The organism is Serratia sp. Je.1.23.a (assembly GCF_051129805.1).
Taxonomy (GTDB): Bacteria; Pseudomonadota; Gammaproteobacteria; order Enterobacterales; family Enterobacteriaceae; genus Serratia; species Serratia liquefaciens.
The window spans coordinates 363158-387046 of the sequence record NZ_JBCPSR010000004.1; the positions used below are offsets into that span (position 1 = coordinate 363158).

19 protein-coding genes are annotated in these 23889 nt (G+C 55.1%); 17 read left to right on the plus strand and 2 right to left on the minus strand.

The annotated features are described in order from the left end of the window. Window positions 1–39 precede the first annotated feature (39 nt). The gene (glnD, locus tag AAZT04_RS17200) at window positions 40–2718 is read right to left on the minus strand and encodes a bifunctional uridylyltransferase/uridylyl-removing protein GlnD (RefSeq protein ID WP_020828367.1); all 2679 of its coding nucleotides are present in this window, start codon (window positions 2716–2718) and stop codon (window positions 40–42) included. Window positions 2719–2792: 74 nt separating this feature from the next. Further along, on the minus strand, window positions 2793–3587 hold the full coding sequence (map, locus tag AAZT04_RS17205; protein ID WP_020828366.1) for a type I methionyl aminopeptidase: 795 nt from the start codon (window positions 3585–3587) through the stop codon (window positions 2793–2795). Window positions 3588–3948: 361 nt separating this feature from the next. On the opposite strand from map, the gene rpsB reads away from it, so the two are divergent. The 17 genes from rpsB (at window position 3949) to accA (ending at window position 23787) form a co-directional block, all read left to right on the plus strand. After that, window positions 3949–4674: a 30S ribosomal protein S2 gene (rpsB, locus tag AAZT04_RS17210; RefSeq protein ID WP_020828365.1), complete on the plus strand. Its 726-nt coding sequence runs from the start codon at window positions 3949–3951 to the stop codon at window positions 4672–4674. A gap of 128 nt (window positions 4675–4802) precedes the next feature. Beyond that, a complete protein-coding gene (gene tsf / locus AAZT04_RS17215; RefSeq protein ID WP_020828364.1) occupies window positions 4803–5654 on the plus strand; it encodes a translation elongation factor Ts in 852 nt (283 codons plus the stop codon). 272 nt (window positions 5655–5926) lie between these two features. Next, window positions 5927–6652 (plus strand): UMP kinase, encoded by a 726-nt coding sequence (pyrH, locus tag AAZT04_RS17220; RefSeq protein ID WP_004952223.1) that lies wholly within the window; start codon window positions 5927–5929, stop codon window positions 6650–6652. A gap of 123 nt (window positions 6653–6775) precedes the next feature. After that, window positions 6776–7333 (plus strand): ribosome recycling factor, encoded by a 558-nt coding sequence (gene frr / locus AAZT04_RS17225; protein WP_046372773.1) that lies wholly within the window; start codon window positions 6776–6778, stop codon window positions 7331–7333. Window positions 7334–7490: 157 nt separating this feature from the next. Then, on the plus strand, window positions 7491–8687 hold the full coding sequence (ispC, locus tag AAZT04_RS17230; protein WP_434681062.1) for a 1-deoxy-D-xylulose-5-phosphate reductoisomerase: 1197 nt from the start codon (window positions 7491–7493) through the stop codon (window positions 8685–8687). 278 nt (window positions 8688–8965) lie between these two features. Further along, the gene (gene ispU, locus AAZT04_RS17235) at window positions 8966–9724 is read left to right on the plus strand and encodes a (2E,6E)-farnesyl-diphosphate-specific ditrans,polycis-undecaprenyl-diphosphate synthase (protein WP_048759170.1); all 759 of its coding nucleotides are present in this window, start codon (window positions 8966–8968) and stop codon (window positions 9722–9724) included. A 9-nt stretch (window positions 9725–9733) separates the two neighbouring features. Beyond that, window positions 9734–10582: a phosphatidate cytidylyltransferase gene (cdsA, locus tag AAZT04_RS17240; protein ID WP_349525864.1), complete on the plus strand. Its 849-nt coding sequence runs from the start codon at window positions 9734–9736 to the stop codon at window positions 10580–10582. A 28-nt stretch (window positions 10583–10610) separates the two neighbouring features. Continuing rightward, window positions 10611–11966 (plus strand): sigma E protease regulator RseP, encoded by a 1356-nt coding sequence (rseP, locus tag AAZT04_RS17245; RefSeq protein ID WP_020828359.1) that lies wholly within the window; start codon window positions 10611–10613, stop codon window positions 11964–11966. A 35-nt stretch (window positions 11967–12001) separates the two neighbouring features. Continuing rightward, window positions 12002–14407 (plus strand): outer membrane protein assembly factor BamA, encoded by a 2406-nt coding sequence (gene bamA / locus AAZT04_RS17250; RefSeq protein ID WP_020828358.1) that lies wholly within the window; start codon window positions 12002–12004, stop codon window positions 14405–14407. 158 nt (window positions 14408–14565) lie between these two features. Further along, window positions 14566–15063, plus strand: a complete 498-nt coding sequence (skp, locus tag AAZT04_RS17255) for a molecular chaperone Skp (RefSeq protein ID WP_020828357.1) — start codon at window positions 14566–14568, stop codon at window positions 15061–15063. A gap of 4 nt (window positions 15064–15067) precedes the next feature. Further along, window positions 15068–16090, plus strand: coding sequence for a UDP-3-O-(3-hydroxymyristoyl)glucosamine N-acyltransferase (gene lpxD, locus AAZT04_RS17260; RefSeq protein ID WP_044553121.1), 1023 nt, complete (start codon window positions 15068–15070; stop codon window positions 16088–16090). Between the two features lie 160 nt (window positions 16091–16250). After that, window positions 16251–16706: a 3-hydroxyacyl-ACP dehydratase FabZ gene (gene fabZ, locus AAZT04_RS17265; protein WP_017893789.1), complete on the plus strand. Its 456-nt coding sequence runs from the start codon at window positions 16251–16253 to the stop codon at window positions 16704–16706. Window positions 16707–16709: 3 nt separating this feature from the next. Then, on the plus strand, window positions 16710–17498 hold the full coding sequence (gene lpxA, locus AAZT04_RS17270; protein ID WP_020828355.1) for an acyl-ACP--UDP-N-acetylglucosamine O-acyltransferase: 789 nt from the start codon (window positions 16710–16712) through the stop codon (window positions 17496–17498). A 3-nt stretch (window positions 17499–17501) separates the two neighbouring features. Beyond that, a complete protein-coding gene (gene lpxB / locus AAZT04_RS17275; RefSeq protein ID WP_044553119.1) occupies window positions 17502–18650 on the plus strand; it encodes a lipid-A-disaccharide synthase in 1149 nt (382 codons plus the stop codon). Then, a complete protein-coding gene (rnhB, locus tag AAZT04_RS17280) occupies window positions 18647–19240 on the plus strand; it encodes a ribonuclease HII (protein ID WP_020828353.1) in 594 nt (197 codons plus the stop codon). The genes lpxB and rnhB overlap by 4 nt, the downstream gene beginning before the upstream one ends. Window positions 19241–19326: 86 nt before the next feature. After that, the gene (gene dnaE / locus AAZT04_RS17285) at window positions 19327–22815 is read left to right on the plus strand and encodes a DNA polymerase III subunit alpha (RefSeq protein ID WP_020828352.1); all 3489 of its coding nucleotides are present in this window, start codon (window positions 19327–19329) and stop codon (window positions 22813–22815) included. A 12-nt stretch (window positions 22816–22827) separates the two neighbouring features. Continuing rightward, window positions 22828–23787: an acetyl-CoA carboxylase carboxyl transferase subunit alpha gene (accA, locus tag AAZT04_RS17290; protein ID WP_020828351.1), complete on the plus strand. Its 960-nt coding sequence runs from the start codon at window positions 22828–22830 to the stop codon at window positions 23785–23787. Window positions 23788–23889 lie beyond the last annotated feature (102 nt).

Below are 23889 nucleotides of genomic sequence, written 5' to 3' on the forward strand. Positions count from 1 at the left end.
TTCTCTGTCCTGATGTTGTCTACGAAAAGGTTACTTGTATCACAATTTATCGTTTGGATTGAGGGCCTCTGTCAACCGTTGTTCCAACTTTCTGCGCGTTTCCGGGTTAAGGGCGCGTCGATCGCTGTCGGCCAGAATAAATAAATCCTCAACCCGCTCGCCAATGGTGGAGATGCGCGCGCCATGCAGTGACAAACCGAGATCGGCGAACACTTCGCCTACCCGGGCCAGCAGGCCTGGCTGATCGAGCGCGGTCAGTTCCAGATAGCTGCGGCGGTCGGTATGGGTTGGCAGGAAGCTGACTTCGGTCGGCACGCTGAAATGACGCAGCTTGGAGGACGGCCTGCGCACGCGCGGCGGCTGATATTCCCGCTGGGTAATGGCCTGTACCAACGCGTGGCGGATCGCCGCATGGCGGTCCTGCGCCAGCGGGCTGCCATCCGGCTCCAGTACTATAAAGGTATCCATCGCCATGCCGTCGCGATTGGTGAAGATCTGTGCGTCGTGCACGCTCAGGTTGCGACGATCCATCTCGCCGGCCACGGCGGCAAACAGGTATGGGCGATCCGGACTCCAGATGAAAATCTCGGTGCCGCCGCGCGTCGCCTGACGGCTGACCAGCACCAGCGGCTGGGTGGAGTCATGGGCCAGCAGATGGCGTGCGTGCCAGGCCAATTGGTTCGGCGAATGGCGCAGGAAGTAATCGGCGCGACAGCGGCTCCAGATACGGTGCAGCGCTTCTTCGTCGATATTGTCCATGCGCAGCAGCGCCAGCGCTTGCAGGCGGTGGTGACGCACGCGTTCGCGCAAATCCGGGCTGTTCTGCATGCCGCGGCGCAGCTGTTTTTCGGTGGCGAAATAGAGCTCACGCAACAGGCTCTGTTTCCAGCTGTTCCACAGGGTCTCGTTGGTGGCGCAGATGTCCGCTACGGTCAGGCAAACCAGATAACGCAGGCGGGTTTCACTCTGCACTTCGGCGCTAAACTGCTGAATCACCGTCGGATCCTGAATGTCGCGCCGTTGGGCGGTGACCGACATCAGTAAATGGCAGCGAACCAGCCAGGCCACCAGTTGAGACTCACGGGAATTCAAACCGTGCAGCTCGGCGAACTCCAACGCGTCCTGCGCGCCGAGGATCGAGTGGTCGCCGCCGCGGCCTTTGGCGATATCGTGGAACAGCGCCGCCAGCAGCAGAAGTTCAGGGTTCGGCAGGCGCGGATACAGCTCAACGCACAGCGGGTGACGTGGCCGCGTTTCGGCATCGGCAAAGCTTTCCAGTTTTTGCAGGACGCGAACGGTGTGTTCGTCGACGGTGTAGGCATGAAACAGGTCGAACTGCATTTGCCCGACAATTTTGCCCCACTGCGGCATATAGGCCCACAGTACGCTGTGGCGGTGCATCGGCACCAGCGCCCGCGAAACGGCACCTGGGTGACGCAGGATGGCCATAAACAGATCGCGTGCTTCCGGAATGGTGCACAGCGGCTGTTTCAGATGGCGGCGCGCATGACGCAACTGGCGGACGGTGGTGGAGTAAATGCCTTTGATTTCGCGGTTGCGCACCATCAGGTAGAACATCCGCATGATCGATTCCGGCTGACGAATAAACAGCGTTTCGTCACGCAGGTCGATCAGGTCGCCACGCAGTTGAAAATCTTCGTTCAACGGCCGGGGTTTTTCCGTGGCGTCCAGGGCCAGAATCGCCTCATCGAACAGTTGCAGCAGCATGTGGTTCAGTTCGCCGACGCGGCGGGTCATGCGATAAAAATCTTTCATCATGCGCTCGACCGGCTCGTTGCCTTCCCCCTCATAACGCAGCAACTGCGCCACGTTAAGCTGGCGATCGAACAGCAGTCGGTTATCGTAGCGGGGCAACACCAGATGCAGCGCGAAGCGAATGCGCCACAGGAAGCTTTGGCATTCGTTAAGCTCGTTGCGTTCGGCCTGGGTCAGAAAACCAAAGCCGACCATTTCGTCCAGCGAAGTGGCGCCGAAGTGACGGCGCGCTACCCACAGCAGGGTGTGAATGTCCCGCAGGCCACCGGGGCTGCTCTTGATGTCCGGCTCCAGATTGTAGCTGGTGCCGTGGTAGCGTTGGTGGCGCTCTTGCTGTTCGACCAACTTGGCGTGGAAAAATTGGGGGGAGGGCCAGAAGCCGTCGCTGAAAATGTGCTTTTGCATTTGCAGGAACAAGGCTACATCACCGCAGATCATGCGTGATTCAATCAGGTTGGTGGCGACGGTCAGATCCGCCAGGCCCTCCAGCAGGCACTCCTCGAGCGTACGTACGCTGTGGCCCACTTCCAGCTTAAGATCCCACAGCAGGGTGATAAATTCCCCCACGCGCTGGGATTGCTGTTCATTCAGCCGGCGCTGGCTCAGCACCAGCACGTCAATGTCCGAAAGCGGGTGCAATTCGCCACGACCATAACCGCCGACCGCCACCAAAGCGGTTTCCGGAATATCTTCGAAACCGTAGAACACCCACAGGCGACGCAGCAGGCGATCGATAAAGTCGCTGCGGGCGGCGACCAGGCTTTCGGCGCTGGAGCCGGCATTGAACGCTTCTGCCAGCCACAGTTGGAACTGTTCGAGGCGCTGTTTCAGCGCGACGCAGTTGAGCTCCTCATCGCCATAGGCGTTGGGATATTCAGGCTGCTCCGGCACGGCCTGTCGTGGAATGACCGAGGTGTCTTGTTGGCGAAAGTTTTCAGACATAGTACGCAGCCCATAAAAAAGGCCGGCAAAAGCCGGCCTGTGACATCATGCATCGCGGCAATACGCCGCGGCGCTTACATCTCGTGCGTAATGATGTTGGGGATGGTGTCATCCTTGCGCAACGTCATTATCTCGCAGCCGTTATCTGTGACCACAATAGTATGCTCATACTGCGCCGACAAGCTGCGATCCTTAGTTTTTACCGTCCAGCCGTCTTTCATGGTGCGGATGCGGTAATCACCGGCATTGACCATTGGCTCGATGGTGAAGGCCATACCGGGTTGCAGTACCACACCGCCGTCGTCGGCATCATAGTGCAGCACCTGCGGTTCTTCGTGGAACACTTCGCCAATGCCGTGGCCACAGTATTCGCGCACCACGGAAAAGTTTTCGGCTTCGACGAATTTCTGGATCTCTTTGCCCAGCGTGCGCAGGCGGATGCCAGGCTTCACCATTTTCAGCGACAGATAAAGGCTTTCCTGCGTGATGCGGCACAGACGCTCGCCCAGAATGGTCGGTTTGCCGACGATGAACATCTTGGATGTGTCGCCGTGGAAACCCTCTTTGATCACGGTAACGTCGATATTCACGATGTCGCCGTCCTTCAGTACCTTGTCATCGCTCGGAATGCCGTGGCAGACCACTTCATTAACCGAGATGCACACGGATTTCGGGAAACCGTGGTAGCCCAGACAGGCGGAAATCGCCTGCTGCTTGTTGGTGATGTGGTCGTGACAGATACGATCGAGTTCGCCGGTAGTCACGCCAGGCTTGACGTGCGGCTCGATGATTTCCAGCACTTCGGCAGCCAGACGGCCGGCCACGCGCATTTTTTGGATGTCATCAGGTGTTTTAATTGAGATTGCCATGAAATTCGTCCGCAGGTGTCGTGCTCGCCGACAACAGAAAGAAATAATAAGAAGCAGTCTCTTATGGTATCAGTCCGGCCTGAGGCTGCCAAATTTGATTTCTCGACGATGACGACTGTGGCAACAAAAGTTGGTGTCCGGGGTGGGTTTATGGTATAAAGCGCGCCGGCAGATCCGCGTCTTGGTCCTTGCGATAAGGACGGGAAAGGCCGAAAATACTTTAACTGCACTCACATTGTGTAAATAACACACACGTATCGGCACATCCGCCGGGGTGCCCTGAGGTGATTTATCACCGCCAGGGTCGGCGTTATGGGATACGTGGAGGCATAACCCCAACTCACTCTATAGAGGTTTAATCATGGCAACTGTTTCCATGCGCGACATGCTCCAGGCTGGTGTACACTTTGGTCACCAGACCCGTTACTGGAACCCGAAAATGAAGCCTTTCATCTTCGGCGCACGTAACAAGGTTCACATCATCAACCTGGAAAAAACTGTACCAATGGCCAACGCAGCACTGGCTGAACTGACCAAGATCTCTTCCCGTAAAGGTAAGATCCTGTTCGTTGGTACTAAGCGCGCAGCAAGCGAAGCGGTAAAAGAATATGCTAACACCTGCGATCAGTTCTTCGTGAACCATCGCTGGTTGGGCGGCATGCTGACTAACTGGAAAACCGTTCGTCAGTCAATCAAACGTTTGAAAGATCTGGAAATCCAGTCTCAAGATGGCACCTTCGACAAGCTGACCAAGAAAGAGGCGCTGATGCGTACTCGCGAACTGGCCAAGCTGGAAAACTCCCTGGGTGGTATCAAAGACATGGGGGGGCTGCCTGACGCTCTGTTCGTTATCGATGCCGATCACGAACACATTGCGATCAAAGAAGCCAACAACCTGGGTATCCCGGTATTCTCTATCGTTGATACCAACTCCGATCCAGACGGCGTTGACTTCATCATCCCTGGTAACGACGATGCAATCCGTGCAATCAAATTGTACCTGACTGCCGTTGCTGCCGCCGTCCGTGAAGGTCGTTCTCAAGATCTGGCCGTTCAAGCGGAAGAAAGCTTCGTAGAAGCTGAATAATAAGGCAAGCTCGTCACTGAGCCCTTATTAACCAGGTATTGAATATGTTGGTTAGGGGGGCCTTTATTGGCCCCCTTTGCTTATCTGAATGAGAACTGTCTCTACGTGAGATAACCGAGGAAAAAGAAATGGCTGATATTACCGCTGCTCTGGTAAAAGAACTGCGCGAGCGTACTGGCGCTGGCATGATGGATTGCAAAAAAGCTCTGGTCGAATCTAACGGCGACATCGAGCTGGCAATCGAAAACATGCGTAAATCTGGCGCGATCAAAGCGGCGAAAAAAGCAGGCAACGTAGCTGCTGACGGCGTGATCAAAACCAAGATCGAAGGCAACTACGGCGTGATCCTGGAAGTAAACTGCCAGACTGACTTCGTTGCTAAAGATGCCGGTTTCCAGGCATTCGCTGACAAAGTGCTGGACGCTGCTGTTGCAGGCAAAATCACTGACGTTGAAGTGTTGAAAGCACAGTTCGAAGAAGAACGTGTAGCGCTGGTTGCCAAAATCGGTGAAAACATCAACATCCGTCGCGTGGCTTCCCTGGAAGGCGAAGTGCTGGGCAGCTACCTGCACGGCGCACGTATCGGCGTTCTGATCGCGGCTAAAGGCGCTGACGAAGAGCTGGTTAAGCAAATCGCCATGCACGTTGCGGCGAGCAAGCCAGAATTCGTTAAGCCTGAAGATGTGTCTGCTGAAGTGGTAGAAAAAGAGTACCAGGTTCAGCTGGACATCGCCATGCAGTCTGGCAAGCCGAAAGAAATCGCTGAGAAAATGGTTGAAGGCCGCATGAAGAAATTCACCGGCGAAGTTTCTCTGACCGGTCAGCCTTTCGTTATCGAACCAAGCAAAACCGTTGGCCAGGTGCTGAAAGAGCACAACGCTGACGTCGTTAACTTCATCCGCTTCGAAGTGGGCGAAGGCATCGAAAAAGCGGCAAATGACTTTGCTGCTGAAGTTGCTGCAATGAGCAAGCAGTCTTAATGACTGTATACCCGATAGATTTCGCGGTGCGGCAAGGCGGCAACTGAGCGAACTCCCAGGAGCCTGGTTCACCAGGTGACTGGGGTAAGTGAAGGCAGCCAACGCAGCGGCAACGTGAAAGATGAAGGGTATAATGGAGCCGCCGTCAGGCGGTTCCATTTTATCCAGCCAGAATTACACCGGTGACAGGCCCTGTGGCAATATACTCATCACAGGCGCACTTCATCGGCTGAAATCCCCAATACTAATACTGCTTCTTAGGACAGAACACCATGGCAACCAATGCAAAACCCGTATATCAGCGTATTCTGCTCAAACTGAGTGGCGAAGCCCTGCAAGGCGCAGAAGGTTTTGGTATCGACGCTAGCGTTTTGGATCGCATGGCTCAGGAAGTTAAAGAGCTGGTCGAACTGGGAATTCAGGTCGGTGTAGTTATTGGCGGCGGTAACCTGTTCCGCGGCGCGGGCCTGGCGCAGGCCGGCATGAACCGCGTAGTGGGCGACCACATGGGAATGCTGGCTACCGTGATGAACGGCCTGGCTATGCGTGATGCACTGCACCGTGCCTATGTGAACGCCCGCCTGATGTCAGCCATTCCGTTGAACGGCGTGTGCGACAACTACAGCTGGGCCGAGGCGATCAGCCTGCTGCGTAATAACCGCGTGGTGATCTTCTCCGCCGGTACCGGCAACCCGTTCTTCACCACCGATTCTGCTGCGTGTCTGCGCGGGATCGAGATCGAAGCGGACGTGGTATTGAAAGCGACTAAAGTGGATGGTGTATACTCCGCTGATCCGGTTAAAAATCCGGATGCAACGCTGTACGAACATATCACCTATCAAGATGTACTGGAGCGCGAGCTGAAAGTGATGGATCTGGCGGCGTTTACGCTGGCCCGCGATCACGGTCTGCCGATTCGCGTATTCAACATGAACAAGCCAGGTGCGTTGCGCCGGGTGGTGATGGGTGAGAACGAAGGCACGCTGATCAGCAAATAAGGCTGTTCTGCCCAATTTAGCGGGAGCGGGTAACGTGGTGCGTTATGCGCTCTCCTTGAGTAAAATTCACGGGCTATACTGTGGTATGGCCTGCCAAGTCTCCAGCTTCCAAGGGTTTGCAACGTGATTAATGAAATCAGAAAAGATGCTGATTCACGCATGGAAAAAAGCGTAGAAGCATTCAAAAACCAAATCAGCAAAATCCGTACCGGCCGTGCTTCTCCAAGCATCCTGGACGGCATCATGGTGGAATACTACGGTTCTGCAACGCCGCTGCGTCAGTTGGCTAACGTGACCGTAGAAGACTCCCGTACCCTGGCAATCAACCTGTTTGATCGCTCCCTGGGTTCAGCGGTAGAAAAGGCCATCATGGCGTCTGATCTGGGCCTGAACCCAAGCTCAGCAGGCAGCGTGATCCGTGTTCCGCTGCCTCCGTTGACCGAAGAGCGCCGTAAAGACCTGATCAAGGTCGTGCGCAATGAAGCCGAGCAGGGCCGTGTTGCCGTGCGTAACGTGCGCCGTGACGCCAACGACAAAGTGAAGGCGTTGCTGAAAGACAAAGAAATCAGCGAAGACGAAGATCGTCGTTCTCAGGACGACATTCAGAAAATGACCGACGCCTATATCAAGCTGCTCGATGCCGCGCTGGCGGACAAAGAAAAAGAGCTGATGGAATTCTAATCAGCATCGCGCAGAAAAAAAGCGTCGCCTGGGCGGCGCTTTGTTTTTTGTGGCGCAGATCCCGTTTCATCGTGCTGATTGATCATGGACAAGCGGTGGCGAAGGTTACACACTGGAGCACCTCCGATCTCATCAGACAGTTATTCAGAGTGAGCTCATGAAGCAACTGACTATTCTTGGCTCCACCGGCTCAGTGGGGACCAGTACCCTGGCCGTGGTCAGGGAAAATCCCGACCGTTTTGCGATTAAAGCGCTGGTTGCCGGCCACAACGTAGTCGTCATGGCACAGCAGTGTATGGAATTTCGCCCAACCTATGCCGCAATGGCAGACGAAGGCGCGGCACGTGAGTTACGTACCCTGCTGGCGGAAAATGGCATTGCCACCGAGGTGATGGCGGGCGAGCAGGCCGCTTGTGATTTGGCGGCGTTGGACGACGTTGATCAGGTCACCGCCGCCATCGTCGGTGCTGCCGGTTTACTTCCGACACTGGCGGCGATTCGTGCTGGCAAGCAGGTATTACTGGCGAACAAAGAGTCGCTGGTGACCTGTGGGCGCCTGTTTATGGACGCGGTGCAAAAGAGCCAAACTCAGTTGCTGCCGCTGGACAGCGAACATAACGCCATTTTTCAGAGTTTGCCTGAGAGCATTCAGCGTCAGTTGGGATACTCTTCATTAGACAGTCATGGTGTGTCGCGCATCGTGCTCACCGGTTCTGGCGGTCCGTTCCGCACCACGCCACTGGAACAGTTTGCCACGATGACGCCGGATCAGGCCTGTGCCCATCCCAATTGGTCGATGGGGCGCAAGATCTCGGTGGATTCCGCCACCATGATGAACAAAGGACTGGAATATATCGAGGCCCGCTGGCTGTTTAACGCCTCGGCCGAACAAATGGAAGTGATTCTGCATCCTCAGTCGGTGATCCATTCAATGGTGCGCTACACTGATGGCAGCGTGTTGGCCCAGTTGGGCACGCCGGATATGCGTACGCCGATCGCTCATGCAATGGCCTACCCGCAGCGGGTAAACTCCGGTGTGGAAGCGCTGGATTTTTGCCGTATCGGCTCGCTGACCTTTGCCGAACCTGAACGGGAACGCTATCCCTGCCTGTATCTGGCCATAGAGGCCTTTGACGCCGGGCAGGCGGCAACCACCGCACTGAACGCGGCCAATGAAGTTGCCGTGGCGGCTTTCCTGCAGGAGCAGATTCGCTTTACCGATATTGCGACGGTGAACCAAAAAGTAGTCGAACGGCTGTCACTGCAGGAACCGTCCTGCATTGATGCGGTCTTAGAAATAGATCGTCAGGCACGTGAGGTTGCGGTTGGGTTGGTTAAATCACTGCGTAACTGATAGCGGCATTTATCCTATTTTGTTCGTAAATTACGCGTGCCGCAGTGGGGTTGTTTGTTCAGGCCCGGCTGAGGTGATATAGTCTGCGCCACTTGTCAGCGGTTATACCGTTGAATTCTGGCCCGATTGATATCTCGAACGCCAATGGCGCAGCGGAAATTACCGGCTGTCGCAGGGCAGACTGAAAAGCCGTGTCGGGCACACGGCTTTTTTTGCGCGTAAGGGCCTGATGTTCCGGAAGGGCAGTTGTATTTCTATTGAGGAAATAAGTACGAGTTATGTCGTCCGCAAATCAACAAGAGGCTAATCCGTCCACTTTGGGGCCACGGCATGTTGCCATTATCATGGACGGTAACGGGCGCTGGGCTAAACGTCAGGGTAAGTTACGTGTCTTCGGTCATAAAGCAGGGGTGAAATCGGTTCGTCGCGCGGTCAGTTTTGCTGCCAACAACCATTTAGATGCGCTCACGCTTTATGCCTTCAGCAGCGAGAACTGGAACCGTCCGGTGCAGGAAGTCTCCGCCCTCATGGAGCTTTTCGTCCGAGCCTTGGACAGTGAAGTAAAAAGCCTGCATAAACATAACGTCAGACTGCGGGTGATCGGCGACATCAGCCGTTTCAGCGCGCGTTTGCAAGAGCGGATCCGCCGCTCCGAGCAACTGACAGAAAATAACGATGGCCTGACGCTCAACATTGCCGCCAACTACGGTGGCCGTTGGGATATCATTCAGGGAGTAAGGGAACTGGCTGAGCAGGTGAAGGATGGTTTGCTGCGTCCGGATCAAATTAGCGAAGAATTACTGGGTGAGCGAGTCTGCATGAGCGACTTGTCACCGGTGGATCTGGTGATCCGCACTGGCGGTGAACACCGCATCAGTAACTTCTTGCTGTGGCAAATTGCTTATGCCGAACTTTACTTTACTGATGTACTCTGGCCTGATTTTGATGAACTTGTCTTTGAAGGTGCGCTGAATGCATTTGCACAACGCGAGCGTCGCTTCGGGGGAACAACACCTATCGGCGCCAATGCGTCCTAGGGGGAACTTTTGCTGAAGTATCGCCTCATAACGGCTCTGATTTTAATCCCGATTGTTATCGCGGCGCTGTTCTTGCTGCCGCCGGTGGGCTTTGCCCTGGTAACGCTGGTTGTGTGCATGCTGGCAGCCTGGGAGTGGGGCCAACTGGCCGGTTTTACCTCCCGCTCGCAGCGCATCTGGCTGGCGATATTGTGTGGCTTCCTGCTGGCGCTGATGATGCTCAGCATTCCGGCCTACCATCAGTCGGTCCACCTGCCTCAGGTAGGTGGACCGCTTTGGCTGTCACTGGTCTGGTGGTTGGCGGCGTTGTTGCTGGTGCTGTTTTATCCGGGGTCTGCCGCGCTGTGGCGTAATTCGCGTCCAATACGTCTGATGTTCGGCTTGCTGACCATAGTGCCGTTCTTTTGGGGCATGCTGTCGCTGCGTCAGTTCGGCTATGAACAAAACCACTTCACCGGCTCCTGGTGGCTACTGTATGTGATGTTGCTGGTTTGGGGCGCGGATTCCGGCGCTTACATGTTCGGCAAGCTGTTTGGCAAGCATAAGCTGGCGCCTAAAGTTTCTCCAGGGAAAACCTGGGAGGGACTCATCGGCGGTCTGATTACCTCGGCCCTGATATCCTGGTTGTTTGGCCGTTACGCGCCGTTGAATATCGTGCCGACCACCTTACTGATTTGTTCGGTGATTGCCGCACTGGCTTCCGTGCTGGGCGATCTTACCGAGAGCATGTTCAAACGCGAAGCGGGTATCAAAGACAGTGGTCATTTGATACCGGGTCATGGCGGTATACTGGATCGTATCGATAGCCTGACCGCAGCAGTGCCTGTATTTGCCTGCCTGATGCTGTTAGTGTTTTAATCCGTCAACGACGGGGAGTGAAGGGATTATGGGTAGCGTGCTCTGGAACTTAGTCGCATTTCTTATTGCACTCGGTGTTTTGATCACCGTGCACGAGTTCGGGCACTTTTGGGTCGCCCGTCGCTGCGGTGTCCGTGTAGAACGCTTCTCCATTGGTTTTGGCCGTGCCCTATGGCGCCGTACTGATCGTCAGGGGACAGAATACGTTATTGCCCTGATCCCGCTGGGCGGTTACGTGAAGATGCTCGATGAACGAGTTGACTCGGTTGCTCCGGAATTCCGTCATCAGGCATTTAACAATAAAACCGTGTGGCAGCGCGCCGCTATCGTCAGCGCTGGACCTATCGCCAACTTCCTGTTTGCTATTCTTGCTTACTGGCTGGTATTTATTATCGGCGTTCCCAGCTTCCGTCCTGTGATTGGTGAAATATCGCCTCAGTCGATTGCCGCCCACGCTGAAATTTCACCTGGAATGGAACTTAAGTCCGTTGACGGTATCGAAACGCCTGATTGGGAATCAGTTCGTCTGGCGCTGGTGGCGAAGATCGGCGACGCACAAACCGAAGTCGGTATCGCGCCGTTTGGCTCTTCTCAGGTGGTGACTAAAACCCTGGATTTACGCCAGTGGAATTTCGAGCCGGACAAACAAGATCCCGTGGTGGCGTTGGGTATTATTCCGCGCGGCCCACAGATAGAATCTGTCCTTGCCGAAGTGCAATCGGGGTCGGCGGCACAAAAGGCGGGTTTACAAGCGGGGGACAGGATCGTTAAAGTCGACGGTCAGCTATTGGGTCGTTGGCAAACGTTGGTTAAACGGATCCACAACGGCCCTGGGCAACCGCTGGTTTTAGAGATTGAAAGAAACGGCGCCCCCTTGTCTTTGACGCTGATACCGGATACAAAGCCGGTGGGAAAAGACAAATCGGTGGGTTTCGCCGGCATCATTCCGAAAGTGCTGCCGCTGCCGGACGAGTATAAAACGATTCGCCAGTATGGACCTTTCCCAGCGCTGTATCAGGCTGGGGACAAGACCTGGCAGCTAATGAGCCTCACGGTCAAAATGCTGGGTAAATTAATAACCGGTGATGTAAAGCTGAACAACCTGAGTGGCCCGATTTCGATTGCACAGGGAGCAGGGGCGTCAGCCGGGGTCGGGTTAGTGTATTATCTGATGTTCCTGGCGTTGATCAGTGTCAACCTGGGTATCATCAACCTGTTCCCATTACCGGTGTTAGATGGTGGGCATCTCCTCTTCCTGGCGATAGAAAAGCTGAAGGGTGGGCCGGTTTCCGAGCGAGTACAGGACTACAGTTACCGCATAGGTTCGATCGTGTTGGTGCTTTTAATGGGTCTTGCACTTTTCAATGATTTTTCTCGCCTTTAGGGGCGGGGATAGGTTAGGAAGAACGCATAACAACGATGGCGATGAAAAAGTTGCTCATAGCGTCGCTGCTGTTTGGCAGCGCCACCGTATACGGTGCAGACGGGTTCGTAGTGAAAGATATTCATTTCGAAGGCCTGCAGCGAGTCGCCGTCGGTGCGGCGTTACTCAACATGCCGGTTCGCGTAGGCGATACCGTCTCTGACGATGATATCAGTAATACCATCCGTGCCTTGTTTGCCACTGGCAACTTCGAGGACGTTCGCGTGCTGCGCGATGGTAATACGCTGATTGTTCAGGTTAAGGAACGCCCTACCATTGCCAGCATCACTTTCTCCGGCAACAAGTCGGTGAAGGATGACATGCTCAAGCAAAACCTGGAGGCCTCTGGCGTTCGGGTTGGCGAAGCGCTTGACCGCACCACGATATCCAGCATTGAAAAAGGGCTGGAAGACTTCTATTACAGCGTCGGTAAATACAGCGCCTCGGTGAAAGCCGTTGTCACGCCGTTGCCGCGTAACCGTGTCGACCTGAAACTGGTGTTCACGGAAGGGGTTTCCGCCAAGATTCAACAAATCAACATTGTCGGCAACCATGCCTTCACTAACGATGAGCTGATTTCACGCTTCCAACTGCGTGATGAAGTGCCGTGGTGGAACCTGGTTGGCGATCGCAAATACCAGAAACAAAAGCTGGCGGGTGACCTTGAAACCCTGCGCAGTTTCTATCTGGACCGCGGCTACGCGCGCTTTAATATCGATTCGACTCAGGTCAGCCTGACGCCGGACAAAAAAGGCATCTACATCACCATCAATATCACTGAAGGCGAGCAGTACAAGCTCACCGGCGTGATGGTGAACGGCAATCTGGCCGGTCACTCGGCGGAAGTCGCGCAACTGACCAAGATTGAACCGGGTGAGCTGTATAACGGCAGCAAAGTGACCAAAATGGAAGACAACATCAAAACGATGTTGGGCCGTTACGGTTATGCCTACCCGCGTGTTTCTACACAGCCTGAAATTAACGATGCGGATAAAACCGTGAAGCTGCACGTAAACATTGATGCGGGTAACCGTTTCTATGTGCGTCGCATCAAGTTCGAAGGCAACGACACCAGTAAAGACTCCGTACTGCGCCGTGAAATGCGTCAGATGGAAGGTGCGTGGCTGGGCAACGCTCAGGTCGAGCAGGGTAAAGAACGTCTGAACCGTTTGGGTTATTTTGAAACGGTAGATGTGGAAACCCAGCGCGTGCCTGGCACTGCGGATCAGGTAGACGTCACTTACAAAGTGAAAGAGCGTAACACCGGTACCTTCAACTTCGGCGTCGGCTACGGCACCGAGAGCGGCGTGAGCTTCCAGGCGGGGGTCCAGCAGGACAACTGGCTGGGTACTGGCTATTCCGTCGGTATCAGCGGCACCAAAAACGACTACCAGACTTACACCGAACTGTCGGTAACCAACCCGTACTTCACCGTTGATGGTGTGAGTTTGGGTGGGCGTATCTTCTACAACGACTTTAAAGCGGATGACGCGGACCTGTCCGACTATACCAACAAGAGTTACGGCATAGACGGTACCTTGGGCTTCCCGATCAACGAAAACAACTCGTTGCGTACCGGTTTGGGTTACGTACATAACGGCCTGTCTAACATGCAGCCGCAGGTTGCCATGTGGCGTTATCTGGACTCCATGGGTCTGGATCCGAACAAGACTGACCGTGCCAGCTACTCTGCGGATGACTTCACGCTGAACCTGGGTTGGACCTACAACAACCTGGACCGTGGTTATTTCCCAACGTCGGGTAACCGTACCACCCTGAATGGTAAAGTGACCATTCCAGGGTCGGATAACGAATACTACAAACTGACGCTGGACAGCGTGCAATACGTCCCAATCAACGACGATCGCACCTGGGTGCTGTTGGGTCGTGGTCGTCTGGGTTATGCAGATGGTCTGGGCGGCAAGGAAATGCCGTTCTACGAGAACTTCTACGCCGGCGGCTCCAGCACCGTGCGTGGTTTCGGTTCAAACACCATCGGTCCAAAAGCGGCGTACTACAATTCCAACTCGTATAGCTGCAGCAACGGCACGCCGATTTGTAATTCGGACGATGCGGTTGGTGGTAACGCCATGGCTGTCGCCAGTATGGAACTGATTACGCCGACGCCATTCATCAGCGAGAAATACGCTAACTCAGTGCGTACTTCCTTGTTCATGGACGCGGGTACCGTATGGGATACCAACTGGAAGAACTCTTCCGAAACCAGCATGTACGATATTCCGGACTACAGTAAAGCGAGCAATATCCGCGTTTCTGCCGGTATCGCTTTGCAATGGATGTCACCTCTGGGGCCATTGGTGTTCTCTTATGCCAACCCGATCAAGAAATACGAAGGCGACAAATCCGAACAGTTCCAATTTAACATTGGCAAGACCTGGTAACAGGTCCCGCTTCTGGGCATAAGCAGTTATTAAGAATCGCAAATGCCAGGCGCCCGTCAAAACACAGAGATGATTCTCATTGTTTTGCGGGATAAGTCTGGCAGATTGTGTACTTCAAGTGTCATATGGCACAAATGGGTGATGGTAAGGAGTTTATAGTGAAAAAGTGGTTGTGTGCCGCAGGCCTCGGTTTAGCAATGGCTGCTTCAGCTGGCGTTCAGGCAGCAGATAAGATCGCTGTAGTTAACGTCTCCAGCATTTTCCAACAGTTGCCGGCTCGTGAAACCGTAGCTAAACAGCTGGAAAACGAGTTCAAAGGCCGTGCGGGTGAGCTTCAGAACATGGAGCGTAGCCTTCAGACCAAAATGCAACGTCTGCAGCGTGATGGCGCTACCATGAAAGCCAGCGATCGCAGCAAGCTTGAAAAAGACGTGATGGCACAGCGCGAGCAGTTCTCTCAGAAAGCCCAAGCTTTTGAGCAGGACAACCGTCGCCGCCAGATGGAAGAGCGTAACAAAATCCTGAGCCGTATTCAGGACGCTGTGAAATCTGTTGCCAGCAAAGAAGGCTATGACGTAGTGATCGATGCTAACGCCGTTGCCTACGCAGGTTCTTCTAAAGACATTACTGCTGACGTGCTGAAACAGGTTAAATAACAACATGCCTTCTATTCGACTGGCTGATTTAGCGCAGCAGTTGGATGCACAATTGCACGGTGATGGCGATCTCGTCATCACCGGCATTGCTTCTATGCATTCGGCACAGGCTGGCCAAATCACGTTTTTGTCAAACAGCCGCTATCAAGAGCAGCTGGCTTCCTGCCAGGCAAGCGCAGTCGTGCTTACCGAGGCGGATTTACCACACTGCCGTTCTGCGGCGCTGGTGGTTAAAAACCCTTACCTGACCTACGCGCGCATGGCGCAACTGATGGACACCACTCCCTCTCCGGCCCAGGATATCGCCCCTAGCGCGGTTATTTCCCCTGAAGCCACCTTGGGGCAGAACGTGGCTATCGGAGCAAATGCGGTGATCGAGTCGGGCGCAGTCCTTGGCGATAACGTGGTTATCGGTCCGGGCTGTTTTATCGGTAAACGTGCACGCATTGGCGCAGGAACGCGTCTGTGGGCTAACGTAACGATTTATCATGAAGTCGAGATCGGTCAGCACTGTCTGATCCAATCGGGCACCGTGATTGGTGCTGATGGTTTCGGCTATGCCAACGAACGCGGCAACTGGATTAAAATTCCTCAGTTGGGCACGGTGATTATCGGCGATCGCGTCGAAATCGGCGCTTGCACCACCATTGACCGCGGCGCGTTGGATAACACCCAGATCGGGAATGGTGTTATCATCGACAACCAATGCCAGATTGCACATAACGTTGTGATTGGCGACAATACTGCCGTTGCCGGCGGTGTTATCATGGCGGGCAGCCTGAAAATCGGCCGCTACTGCCAGATCGGTGGAGCCAGCGTGATCAATGGTCACATGGAGATCGCCGACAAGGTTGTTGTCACCGGAATGGGAATGGTTATGCGACCAATCACCGAACCTGGGGTATACTCTTCGGGCATTCCGTTACAACCCAACAAAGTTTGGCGTAAAACCGCTGCGTTGGTGATGAATATCGATGAGATTAGCAAGCGCTTAAAAGCTGTCGAACGAAAAGTCGGAAAAGACTAATCACTACCGCCCGCCTGACTGGGTACAAAACGAAACGCGTTGGTCATGAGACCAAAAGCGCAAAGAGTTGTTAATTTGCGGCCTGCATGATGATCTCCTTTTGGGGTCAGCGCAGGCCGTGTTGTTGATGCCATCAGTTTTTAGAGACAGGAAGAGTATTTTGACTACTGACACTCATACTCTGGATATTGCAGAAATTTTAGAGTTGCTTCCTCACCGTTACCCGTTCTTGCTGGTTGATCGCGTCCTCGAGTTTGAGGAGCACAAATTCCTGCGTGCGGTGAAGAACGTATCTGTAAATGAGCCGTTTTTCCAGGGACACTTCCCTGGTAAGCCGATTTTTCCAGGCGTATTGATTCTGGAAGCCATGGCGCAGGCCACAGGTATTCTGGCGTTTAAAAGCGTCGGCAAACTGGAACCGGGCGAGCTGTATTACTTCGCCGGTATCGATGAAGCCCGCTTCAAACGCCCGGTTGTGCCTGGTGATCAGATGATCATGGAAGTCACCTTTGAGAAAACACGTCGTGGTCTGACGCGCTTTAAAGGCGTGGCAACCGTCGACGGCAAAATTGTCTGCGAAGCAACCATGATGTGTGCGCGCAGCCGGGAGGCTTAATCCGTGATCGACAAAACCGCCTTTATCCATCCTAGCGCGATTATTGAAGAAGGTGCCGTTATCGGCGCTGGTGCGCACATCGGTCCCTTCTGTTACGTCGGCTCCCAGGTGGAAATCGGCGAAGGCACGGTACTGAAGTCCCACATTGTGGTGAATGGCCTGACCAAAATCGGTCGCGACAACCAGATCTATCAATTTGCCTCTATTGGTGAAGTGAATCAGGATCTGAAATACGCGGGCGAACCTACGCGTGTCGAGATTGGCGATCGCAATCGCATTCGCGAAAGCGTGACCATTCATCGCGGCACAGCGCAGGGCACAGGGTTGACCAAGGTAGGTAATGACAACCTGCTGATGGTTAACGTGCACGTTGCGCACGACTGTGTGGTGGGTAATTCCTGTATCTTGGCGAACAATGCTACGCTTGCCGGGCATGTGGAAATTGACGACCATGCCATTATTGGCGGCATGACGGCTATCCACCAGTTCTGCATCATCGGCACCCACGTGATGGTGGGCGGTTGTTCCGGTGTTGCCCAAGACGTGCCTCCTTTTGTCATCGCGCAGGGTAACCACGCCACGCCATTCGGCGTTAACGCCGTGGGCCTGAAGCGTCGTGGTTTCGATAAAGATCAAATGCAGGCAATCCGTAACGCCTACAAGATCCTTTATCGCAGCGAGAAAACGCTGGATGAAGCGAAAACAGAAATCGAAACCCTGGCAAAAGAGCAGCCGGTGGTGCAGCAGTTCCTGGATTTCTTCGGCCGCTCAACCCGCGGTATTATTCGCTGACCTATGCAAAATCGCCCATTGACTATCGGATTGGTCGCCGGAGAAACCTCCGGTGATATTCTTGGCGCCGGTTTGATCCGTGCGCTTAAGGCGCAAGTCCCCGACGCGCGTTTTGTTGGCGTCGCCGGCCCGCTGATGCAGGCTGAAGGCTGTGAAACCTGGTACGAAATGGAAGAGCTGGCGGTAATGGGCGTGGTGGAGGTGCTTGAGCGCCTGCCACGCCTGTTAAAGATCCGTAAAGATCTTACCCGCCGGTTCAGCGATCTGAAGCCGGACGTGTTTGTGGGTATCGACGCGCCGGACTTCAATATCACCCTGGAAGGTCGTCTGAAACAACGCGGCATTCGCACCATTCACTATGTCAGCCCGTCCGTCTGGGCCTGGCGTCAAAAGCGCGTTTTCAAAATTGGCAAAGCCACCGATCTGGTGCTGGCGTTTCTCCCTTTCGAAAAAGCGTTTTACGATCGTTTTAACGTTCCCTGCCGGTTTATCGGCCACACCATGGCTGATGCCATGCCGCTGCAGGCGGACAAATTGGCTGCGCGCGCTACGCTTGGCATCGCACCCGATGCGCGTTGTCTGGCCCTGTTGCCGGGCAGCCGAAGCGCAGAAGTTGAGATGCTGAGCGCCGATTTCCTGAAAACGGCGCAGTTGCTGCGTACCCGTTATCCCGACCTTGAGCTGGTGGTGCCGCTGGTTAACGCCAAACGACGCGAACAGTTCGAGCGGATCAAAGCTGAAGTGGCGCCAGAGCTACGGGTCCATCTGCTGAACGGCCAAGGGCGTGAGGCGATGGTTGCCAGCGACGCGGCATTACTGGCTTCAGGTACCGCCGCACTGGAGTGCATGCTGGCCAAATGTCCGATGGTGGTGGGTTACCGCATGAAACCGTTCACCTTCTGGCTGGCGCAGCGGCTAGTGAAGACGCCGTATGTTTCGCTGCCTAATCTGTTGGCAGGCCGTGAAATCGTCACCGAACTGCTGCAGCATGACTGCGTGCCGGACAAGCTGGCGGCGGCGGTAATGCCGCTGCTGGAAGACGGCCCGCAAACTGACGAACTGAAACAGACTTTCCTGACCTTGCACCAAAGCATCCGTTGCGGTGCCGATGAACAGGCCGCTCAGGCTGTGTTGGAGCTGGCAAAAGCATGATTGAACCCTTCATCTATCCTGTCGCCACGCTAATTGCAGGCGTGGACGAAGTGGGCCGTGGCCCTTTGGTTGGCGCAGTGGTTACCGCTGCGGTGATCCTCGATCCCGCTCGGCCGATCGTTGGCCTGGCGGATTCGAAGAAGCTCAGTGAGAAGCGCCGCCTGGCGCTGTATGACGAGATCGTCGAGAAAGCGCTGTCCTGGAGCCTGGGCCGCGCTGAGCCAGAAGAAATCGACCAACTGAACATTCTGCATGCCACTATGCTGGCGATGCAGCGTGCTGTGGCCGGTTTGCATATCGCGCCGGACATGGTATTGATCGACGGTAATCGCTGCCCGAAATTGCCGATGCGTTCGCAGGCGGTCGTGAAGGGAGACAGTCGCGTGGCGGAAATTAGCGCGGCATCCATTCTGGCTAAGGTAACGCGTGACCGCGAAATGGCCGAGTTGGATCTTGTGTTCCCCGATTACGGTTTTGCGCAGCATAAGGGCTACCCGACCGCCTTCCATCTGGAGCGGCTGGCCGCTCTGGGTGCGACCGAGCATCACCGCCGCAGTTTTGCCCCGGTAAGAAGGGCGCTGGGGCTGTAATCTGCAGGCCTGGTTATCCGGGCCAGACAAGCGATAGCGTTAACCCGGGTTCAGTCCGCTGAGCCCCTAGATTCAGGTATCTGGATATGGCCGAACCTCGTTTTATTCACCTGCGCGTTCATAGCGACTACTCCATGATAGATGGATTGGCCAAGATTGGGCCGTTGGTGAAGAGAGCCGCCGCGTTAGCCATGCCTGCTTTGGCAATTACCGACTTTACCAACCTGTGTGGTCTGGTGAAGTTTTATGGCAGCGCGCACGGCGCCGGGATCAAACCGATCATCGGCGCGGATTTTCATGTGCAAAGCGAAGTGCTGGGCGATGAGCTGGCGCAGCTCACCGTGCTGGCCGCCAATAATGAAGGTTACCAAAACCTGACGTTGCTGATTTCCCGCGCTTATCAGCGTGGTTACGGTGCCGCCGGCCCGACGATTGATCGGGACTGGTTGATTGAGCACCGTGAAGGGCTGATTTTGCTCTCTGGCGCGCGCCAGGGGGACGTCGGTAAGTTTCTGCTGCGCGGCAACCAGCCGCAGGTGGAGCAGTGCCTGGAGTTCTATCAGCAATACTTCCCTGACAGCTATTACCTCGAACTGATCCGTACCGGTCGGCCGGACGAAGAAAACTATCTGCACGCCGCAGTGGCGCTGGCCACTGAACGCGGGTTGCCGGTGGTGGCCACTAACGACGTGCGCTTTCTGGTCGAGGATGACTTTGACGCCCACGAAATCCGCGTCGCCATTCATGACGGCTTCACGCTGGACGATCCCAAGCGCCCACGTAACTATACGGCGCAGCAATACATGCGTAACGAAGACGAGATGTGCGAGCTGTTTGCCGACATCCCGGAAGCGTTGCTCAACAGCGTAGAGATCGCCAAGCGTTGTAACGTGACTATTCGCCTCGGCGAGTACTTCCTGCCGCAGTTCCCGACCGGTGATATGAGCACCGAGGACTTCCTGATCCTCAAGTCGAAGGAAGGGCTGGAAGATCGCCTGGAGTTCCTGTTCCCAGACCCAGAGGTGCGCGCTCAACGCCGCCCTGAATACGATGAACGTCTGGATATTGAACTGAACGTGATCAACCAGATGGGTTTCCCGGGTTACTTCCTGATCGTGATGGAGTTCATCCAGTGGTCGAAGGATAACAACGTGCCGGTTGGCCCGGGGCGTGGTTCCGGTGCCGGTTCTTTAGTAGCCTATGCACTGAAAATCACCGATCTTGACCCGTTGGAATTTGACCTGCTGTTTGAACGCTTCCTTAACCCGGAACGTGTTTCGATGCCCGACTTCGACGTCGATTTCTGCATGGAAAAACGCGATCTGGTGATTGAGCACGTGGCGGATATGTACGGCCGTGAGGCGGTATCGCAAATCATCACCTTCGGTACCATGGCGGCGAAAGCGGTTATCCGCGACGTGGGTCGCGTGCTGGGCCACCCCTATGGCTTCGTCGACCGCATCTCCAAACTGGTGCCGCCCGATCCGGGCATGACGCTGGAAAAAGCCTTTGCTGCCGAACCCCAACTGCCGGAAATTTACGAGGCCGATGAGGAAGTCAAAGCGCTGATCGACATGGCGCGCAAACTGGAAGGGGTCACACGTAACGCCGGTAAACACGCCGGGGGCGTGGTGATCGCGCCGACTAAAATCACCGACTTCGCGCCGTTGTATTGTGACGCCGAGGGGCAGCATCCTGTTACCCAGTTCGACAAGAACGACGTGGAATACGCCGGGCTGGTGAAGTTCGACTTCCTCGGCTTGCGTACCCTGACCATCATCGACTGGGCGTTGGAAATGATTAACGCCCGGCGCGCCAAAACCGGGCTGGAGCCGATTGATATCGCCGCCATCCCGCTCGAAGACAAAAAAAGCTTCGACATGCTGCAGCGTTCGGAGACCACCGCGGTCTTCCAGCTTGAATCGCGCGGCATGAAGGATTTGATCAAACGTCTGAAGCCCGACTGTTTCGAAGACATGATCGCATTGGTGGCGCTGTTCCGCCCTGGTCCTCTGCAGTCAGGCATGGTAGATAACTTTATCGACCGTAAGCACGGCCGCGAAGAAATTTCCTACCCGGATATCCAGTGGCAGCATGAGTCGCTCAAGCCGGTGCTGGAGCCGACCTACGGCATTATCCTGTATCAAGAACAGGTTATGCAGATTGCCCAGGTACTGGCCGGGTATTCGCTGGGCGGCGCGGACATGCTGCGCCGTGCGATGGGTAAAAAGAACCCGGTTGAAATGGCCAAGCAGCGTGGCGGTTTCGAGGATGGGGCAAAAGCACGCGGCATCGACGGCGAACTGTCGGTAAAAATCTTCGATCTGGTGGAGAAATTCGCCGGTTATGGCTTCAACAAGTCGCACTCCGCCGCCTATGCGTTGGTGTCCTACCAGACGCTGTGGCTGAAGGCACACTACCCGGCCGAGTTTATGGCGGCGGTAATGACCGCCGATATGGACAACACCGATAAGGTGGTGGGGCTGGTGGATGAGTGCTGGCGTATGGGGCTGAAAATCCTGCCGCCGGACATCAACAGCGGCCAGTACCATTTCCACGTTAACGATGAAGGCGAGATCGTTTACGGTATCGGCGCCATCAAAGGCGTCGGGGAAGGGCCGATTGAAGCCATTCTGGAGGCGCGTAACAGCGGTGAACAGGGCTACTTTAAAGACCTGTTCGATCTGTGCGCGCGCTCTGACATCAAAAAAATTAACCGCCGCATTCTGGAAAAGCTGATCATGTCCGGGGCGTTCGACCGCCTTGGGCCACACCGCGCCGCATTGATGAACTCTTTGCCCGATGCGTTAAAAGCGGCAGATCAGCATGCCAAAGCCGAAGCGATCGGCCAGGTGGACATGTTTGGCGTACTGGCGGAAGCGCCGGAGCAAGTGGAGCAATCCTACGCCAACGTGCCCCGCTGGCAGGAGCAGGTGGTGCTGGACGGTGAACGGGAAACGTTGGGGTTGTACCTCACCGGCCACCCAATCACCCAGTACCTGAAGGAGATCGAACGCTACGCCGGTGGCCAGCGTTTGAAAGATATGCACCCGACGGATCGGGGCAAAATGACCACCGCCGTTGGGCTGGTGATCGCCTCGCGGGTTATGGTCACCAAGCGCGGTAACCGCATCGGGATCTGTACTCTGGATGACCGCTCTGGCCGTCTGGAGGTGATGTTATTCACCGATGCGTTAGAAAAATACCAGCATTTATTGGAAAAAGACCGTATCCTGATCGCCAGTGGACAGGTCAGCTTTGATGACTTTAGCGGCGGGCTTAAAATGACCGCCCGCGAGCTAATGGATATCAGTGAAGCCCGTGAAAAATACGCTCGCGGACTTGCTATCTCGCTGACGGACAGGCAAATTGATGACCAGCTTTTGAACCGTCTCCGTCAGTCTTTGGAACCCCATCGCTCGGGGACGATTCCAGTGCATCTTTACTATCAACGGGAAGATGCGCGGGCCAAGCTGCGTTTTGGCGCAACCTGGCGCGTGACGCCCACCGACCGCTTATTGATAGATTTGCGGACTTTGGTAGGTAATGAGCAGGTGGAACTGGAATTTGACTAAAATAGGAATGCTATGAGTCTGAATTTTCTTGATTTTGAACAGCCGATTGCAGAGCTGGAAGCGAAAATTGACTCGCTGACTGCAGTCAGCCGTCAAGACGAAAAATTAGATATTAATCTGGACGAAGAGGTTCAGCGCCTTCGTGAAAAGAGCGTTGAGCTGACGCGCAAGATTTTTTCCGATCTTGGGGCCTGGCAAGTTGCCCAATTGGCACGCCACCCGCGCCGTCCTTATACCCTGGATTATATCAAACACATCTTTACCGACTTCGAAGAGCTGGCGGGTGATCGCACCTATGCCGATGACAAAGCGATTGTCGGTGGCATTGCGCGCCTGGATGGCCGTCCGGTGATGATCATCGGGCATCAGAAAGGCCGCGAGACCAAAGAGAAAATCCGCCGTAACTTCGGCATGCCGGCACCAGAAGGCTATCGCAAAGCGCTGCGCCTGATGGAAATGGCTTCTCGCTTCAAGATGCCGCTGATCACTTTCATCGACACCCCTGGGGCCTACCCGGGCGTGGGCGCGGAAGAGCGTGGCCAGTCAGAAGCGATTGCCCATAACCTGCGTGAAATGTCTCGCCTGAAAATTCCGGTGATCTGTACGGTGATCGGCGAAGGCGGTTCCGGTGGCGCATTGGCCATTGGCGTGGGCGACAAAGTGAACATGCTGCAGTACAGCACCTATTCGGTGATCTCACCGGAAGGTTGTGCTTCCATTCTGTGGAAAAGCGCCGACAAAGCGCCGATTGCCGCAGAAGCCATGGGCATTACCGCACCGCGCCTGAAAGAGCTGAAGCTGATCGACTCGGTGATCCCGGAACCGCTGGGCTCTGCTCACCGCGATGTGCCGGCGATGGCGGAAGCGCTGAAAGCGCAGCTGCTGGCCGATCTGAAAGATCTCGACGGCCTGAACACCGAAGAGCTGCTTAACCGCCGCTACCAGCGCCTGATGAACTACGGCTATTGCTGAGTGCTGTCACGCGTTGCAAGAAACCGCCTTCGGGCGGTTTTTTTTGTCTACACACCGCAGTATTTTCATGTTGTTATAGAGGTTTGGTGGTTAACTGACAGG

What these genes read in the sequence shown, in the direction of transcription:
- glnD (WP_020828367.1), bottom strand. Translation starts at nt 2,718, where the DNA reads ATGTCTGAAAACTTTCGCCAACAAGACACCTCGGTCATTCCACGACAG.
- map (WP_020828366.1), bottom strand. Translation starts at nt 3,587, where the DNA reads ATGGCAATCTCAATTAAAACACCTGATGACATCCAAAAAATGCGCGTG.
- rpsB (WP_020828365.1), top strand. Translation starts at nt 3,949, where the DNA reads ATGGCAACTGTTTCCATGCGCGACATGCTCCAGGCTGGTGTACACTTT.
- tsf (WP_020828364.1), top strand. Translation starts at nt 4,803, where the DNA reads ATGGCTGATATTACCGCTGCTCTGGTAAAAGAACTGCGCGAGCGTACT.
- pyrH (WP_004952223.1), top strand. Translation starts at nt 5,927, where the DNA reads ATGGCAACCAATGCAAAACCCGTATATCAGCGTATTCTGCTCAAACTG.
- ispC (WP_434681062.1), top strand. Translation starts at nt 7,491, where the DNA reads ATGAAGCAACTGACTATTCTTGGCTCCACCGGCTCAGTGGGGACCAGT.
- ispU (WP_048759170.1), top strand. Translation starts at nt 8,966, where the DNA reads ATGTCGTCCGCAAATCAACAAGAGGCTAATCCGTCCACTTTGGGGCCA.
- rseP (WP_020828359.1), top strand. Translation starts at nt 10,611, where the DNA reads ATGGGTAGCGTGCTCTGGAACTTAGTCGCATTTCTTATTGCACTCGGT.
- bamA (WP_020828358.1), top strand. Translation starts at nt 12,002, where the DNA reads ATGGCGATGAAAAAGTTGCTCATAGCGTCGCTGCTGTTTGGCAGCGCC.
- lpxD (WP_044553121.1), top strand. Translation starts at nt 15,068, where the DNA reads ATGCCTTCTATTCGACTGGCTGATTTAGCGCAGCAGTTGGATGCACAA.
- lpxB (WP_044553119.1), top strand. Translation starts at nt 17,502, where the DNA reads ATGCAAAATCGCCCATTGACTATCGGATTGGTCGCCGGAGAAACCTCC.
- rnhB (WP_020828353.1), top strand. Translation starts at nt 18,647, where the DNA reads ATGATTGAACCCTTCATCTATCCTGTCGCCACGCTAATTGCAGGCGTG.
- dnaE (WP_020828352.1), top strand. Translation starts at nt 19,327, where the DNA reads ATGGCCGAACCTCGTTTTATTCACCTGCGCGTTCATAGCGACTACTCC.
- accA (WP_020828351.1), top strand. Translation starts at nt 22,828, where the DNA reads ATGAGTCTGAATTTTCTTGATTTTGAACAGCCGATTGCAGAGCTGGAA.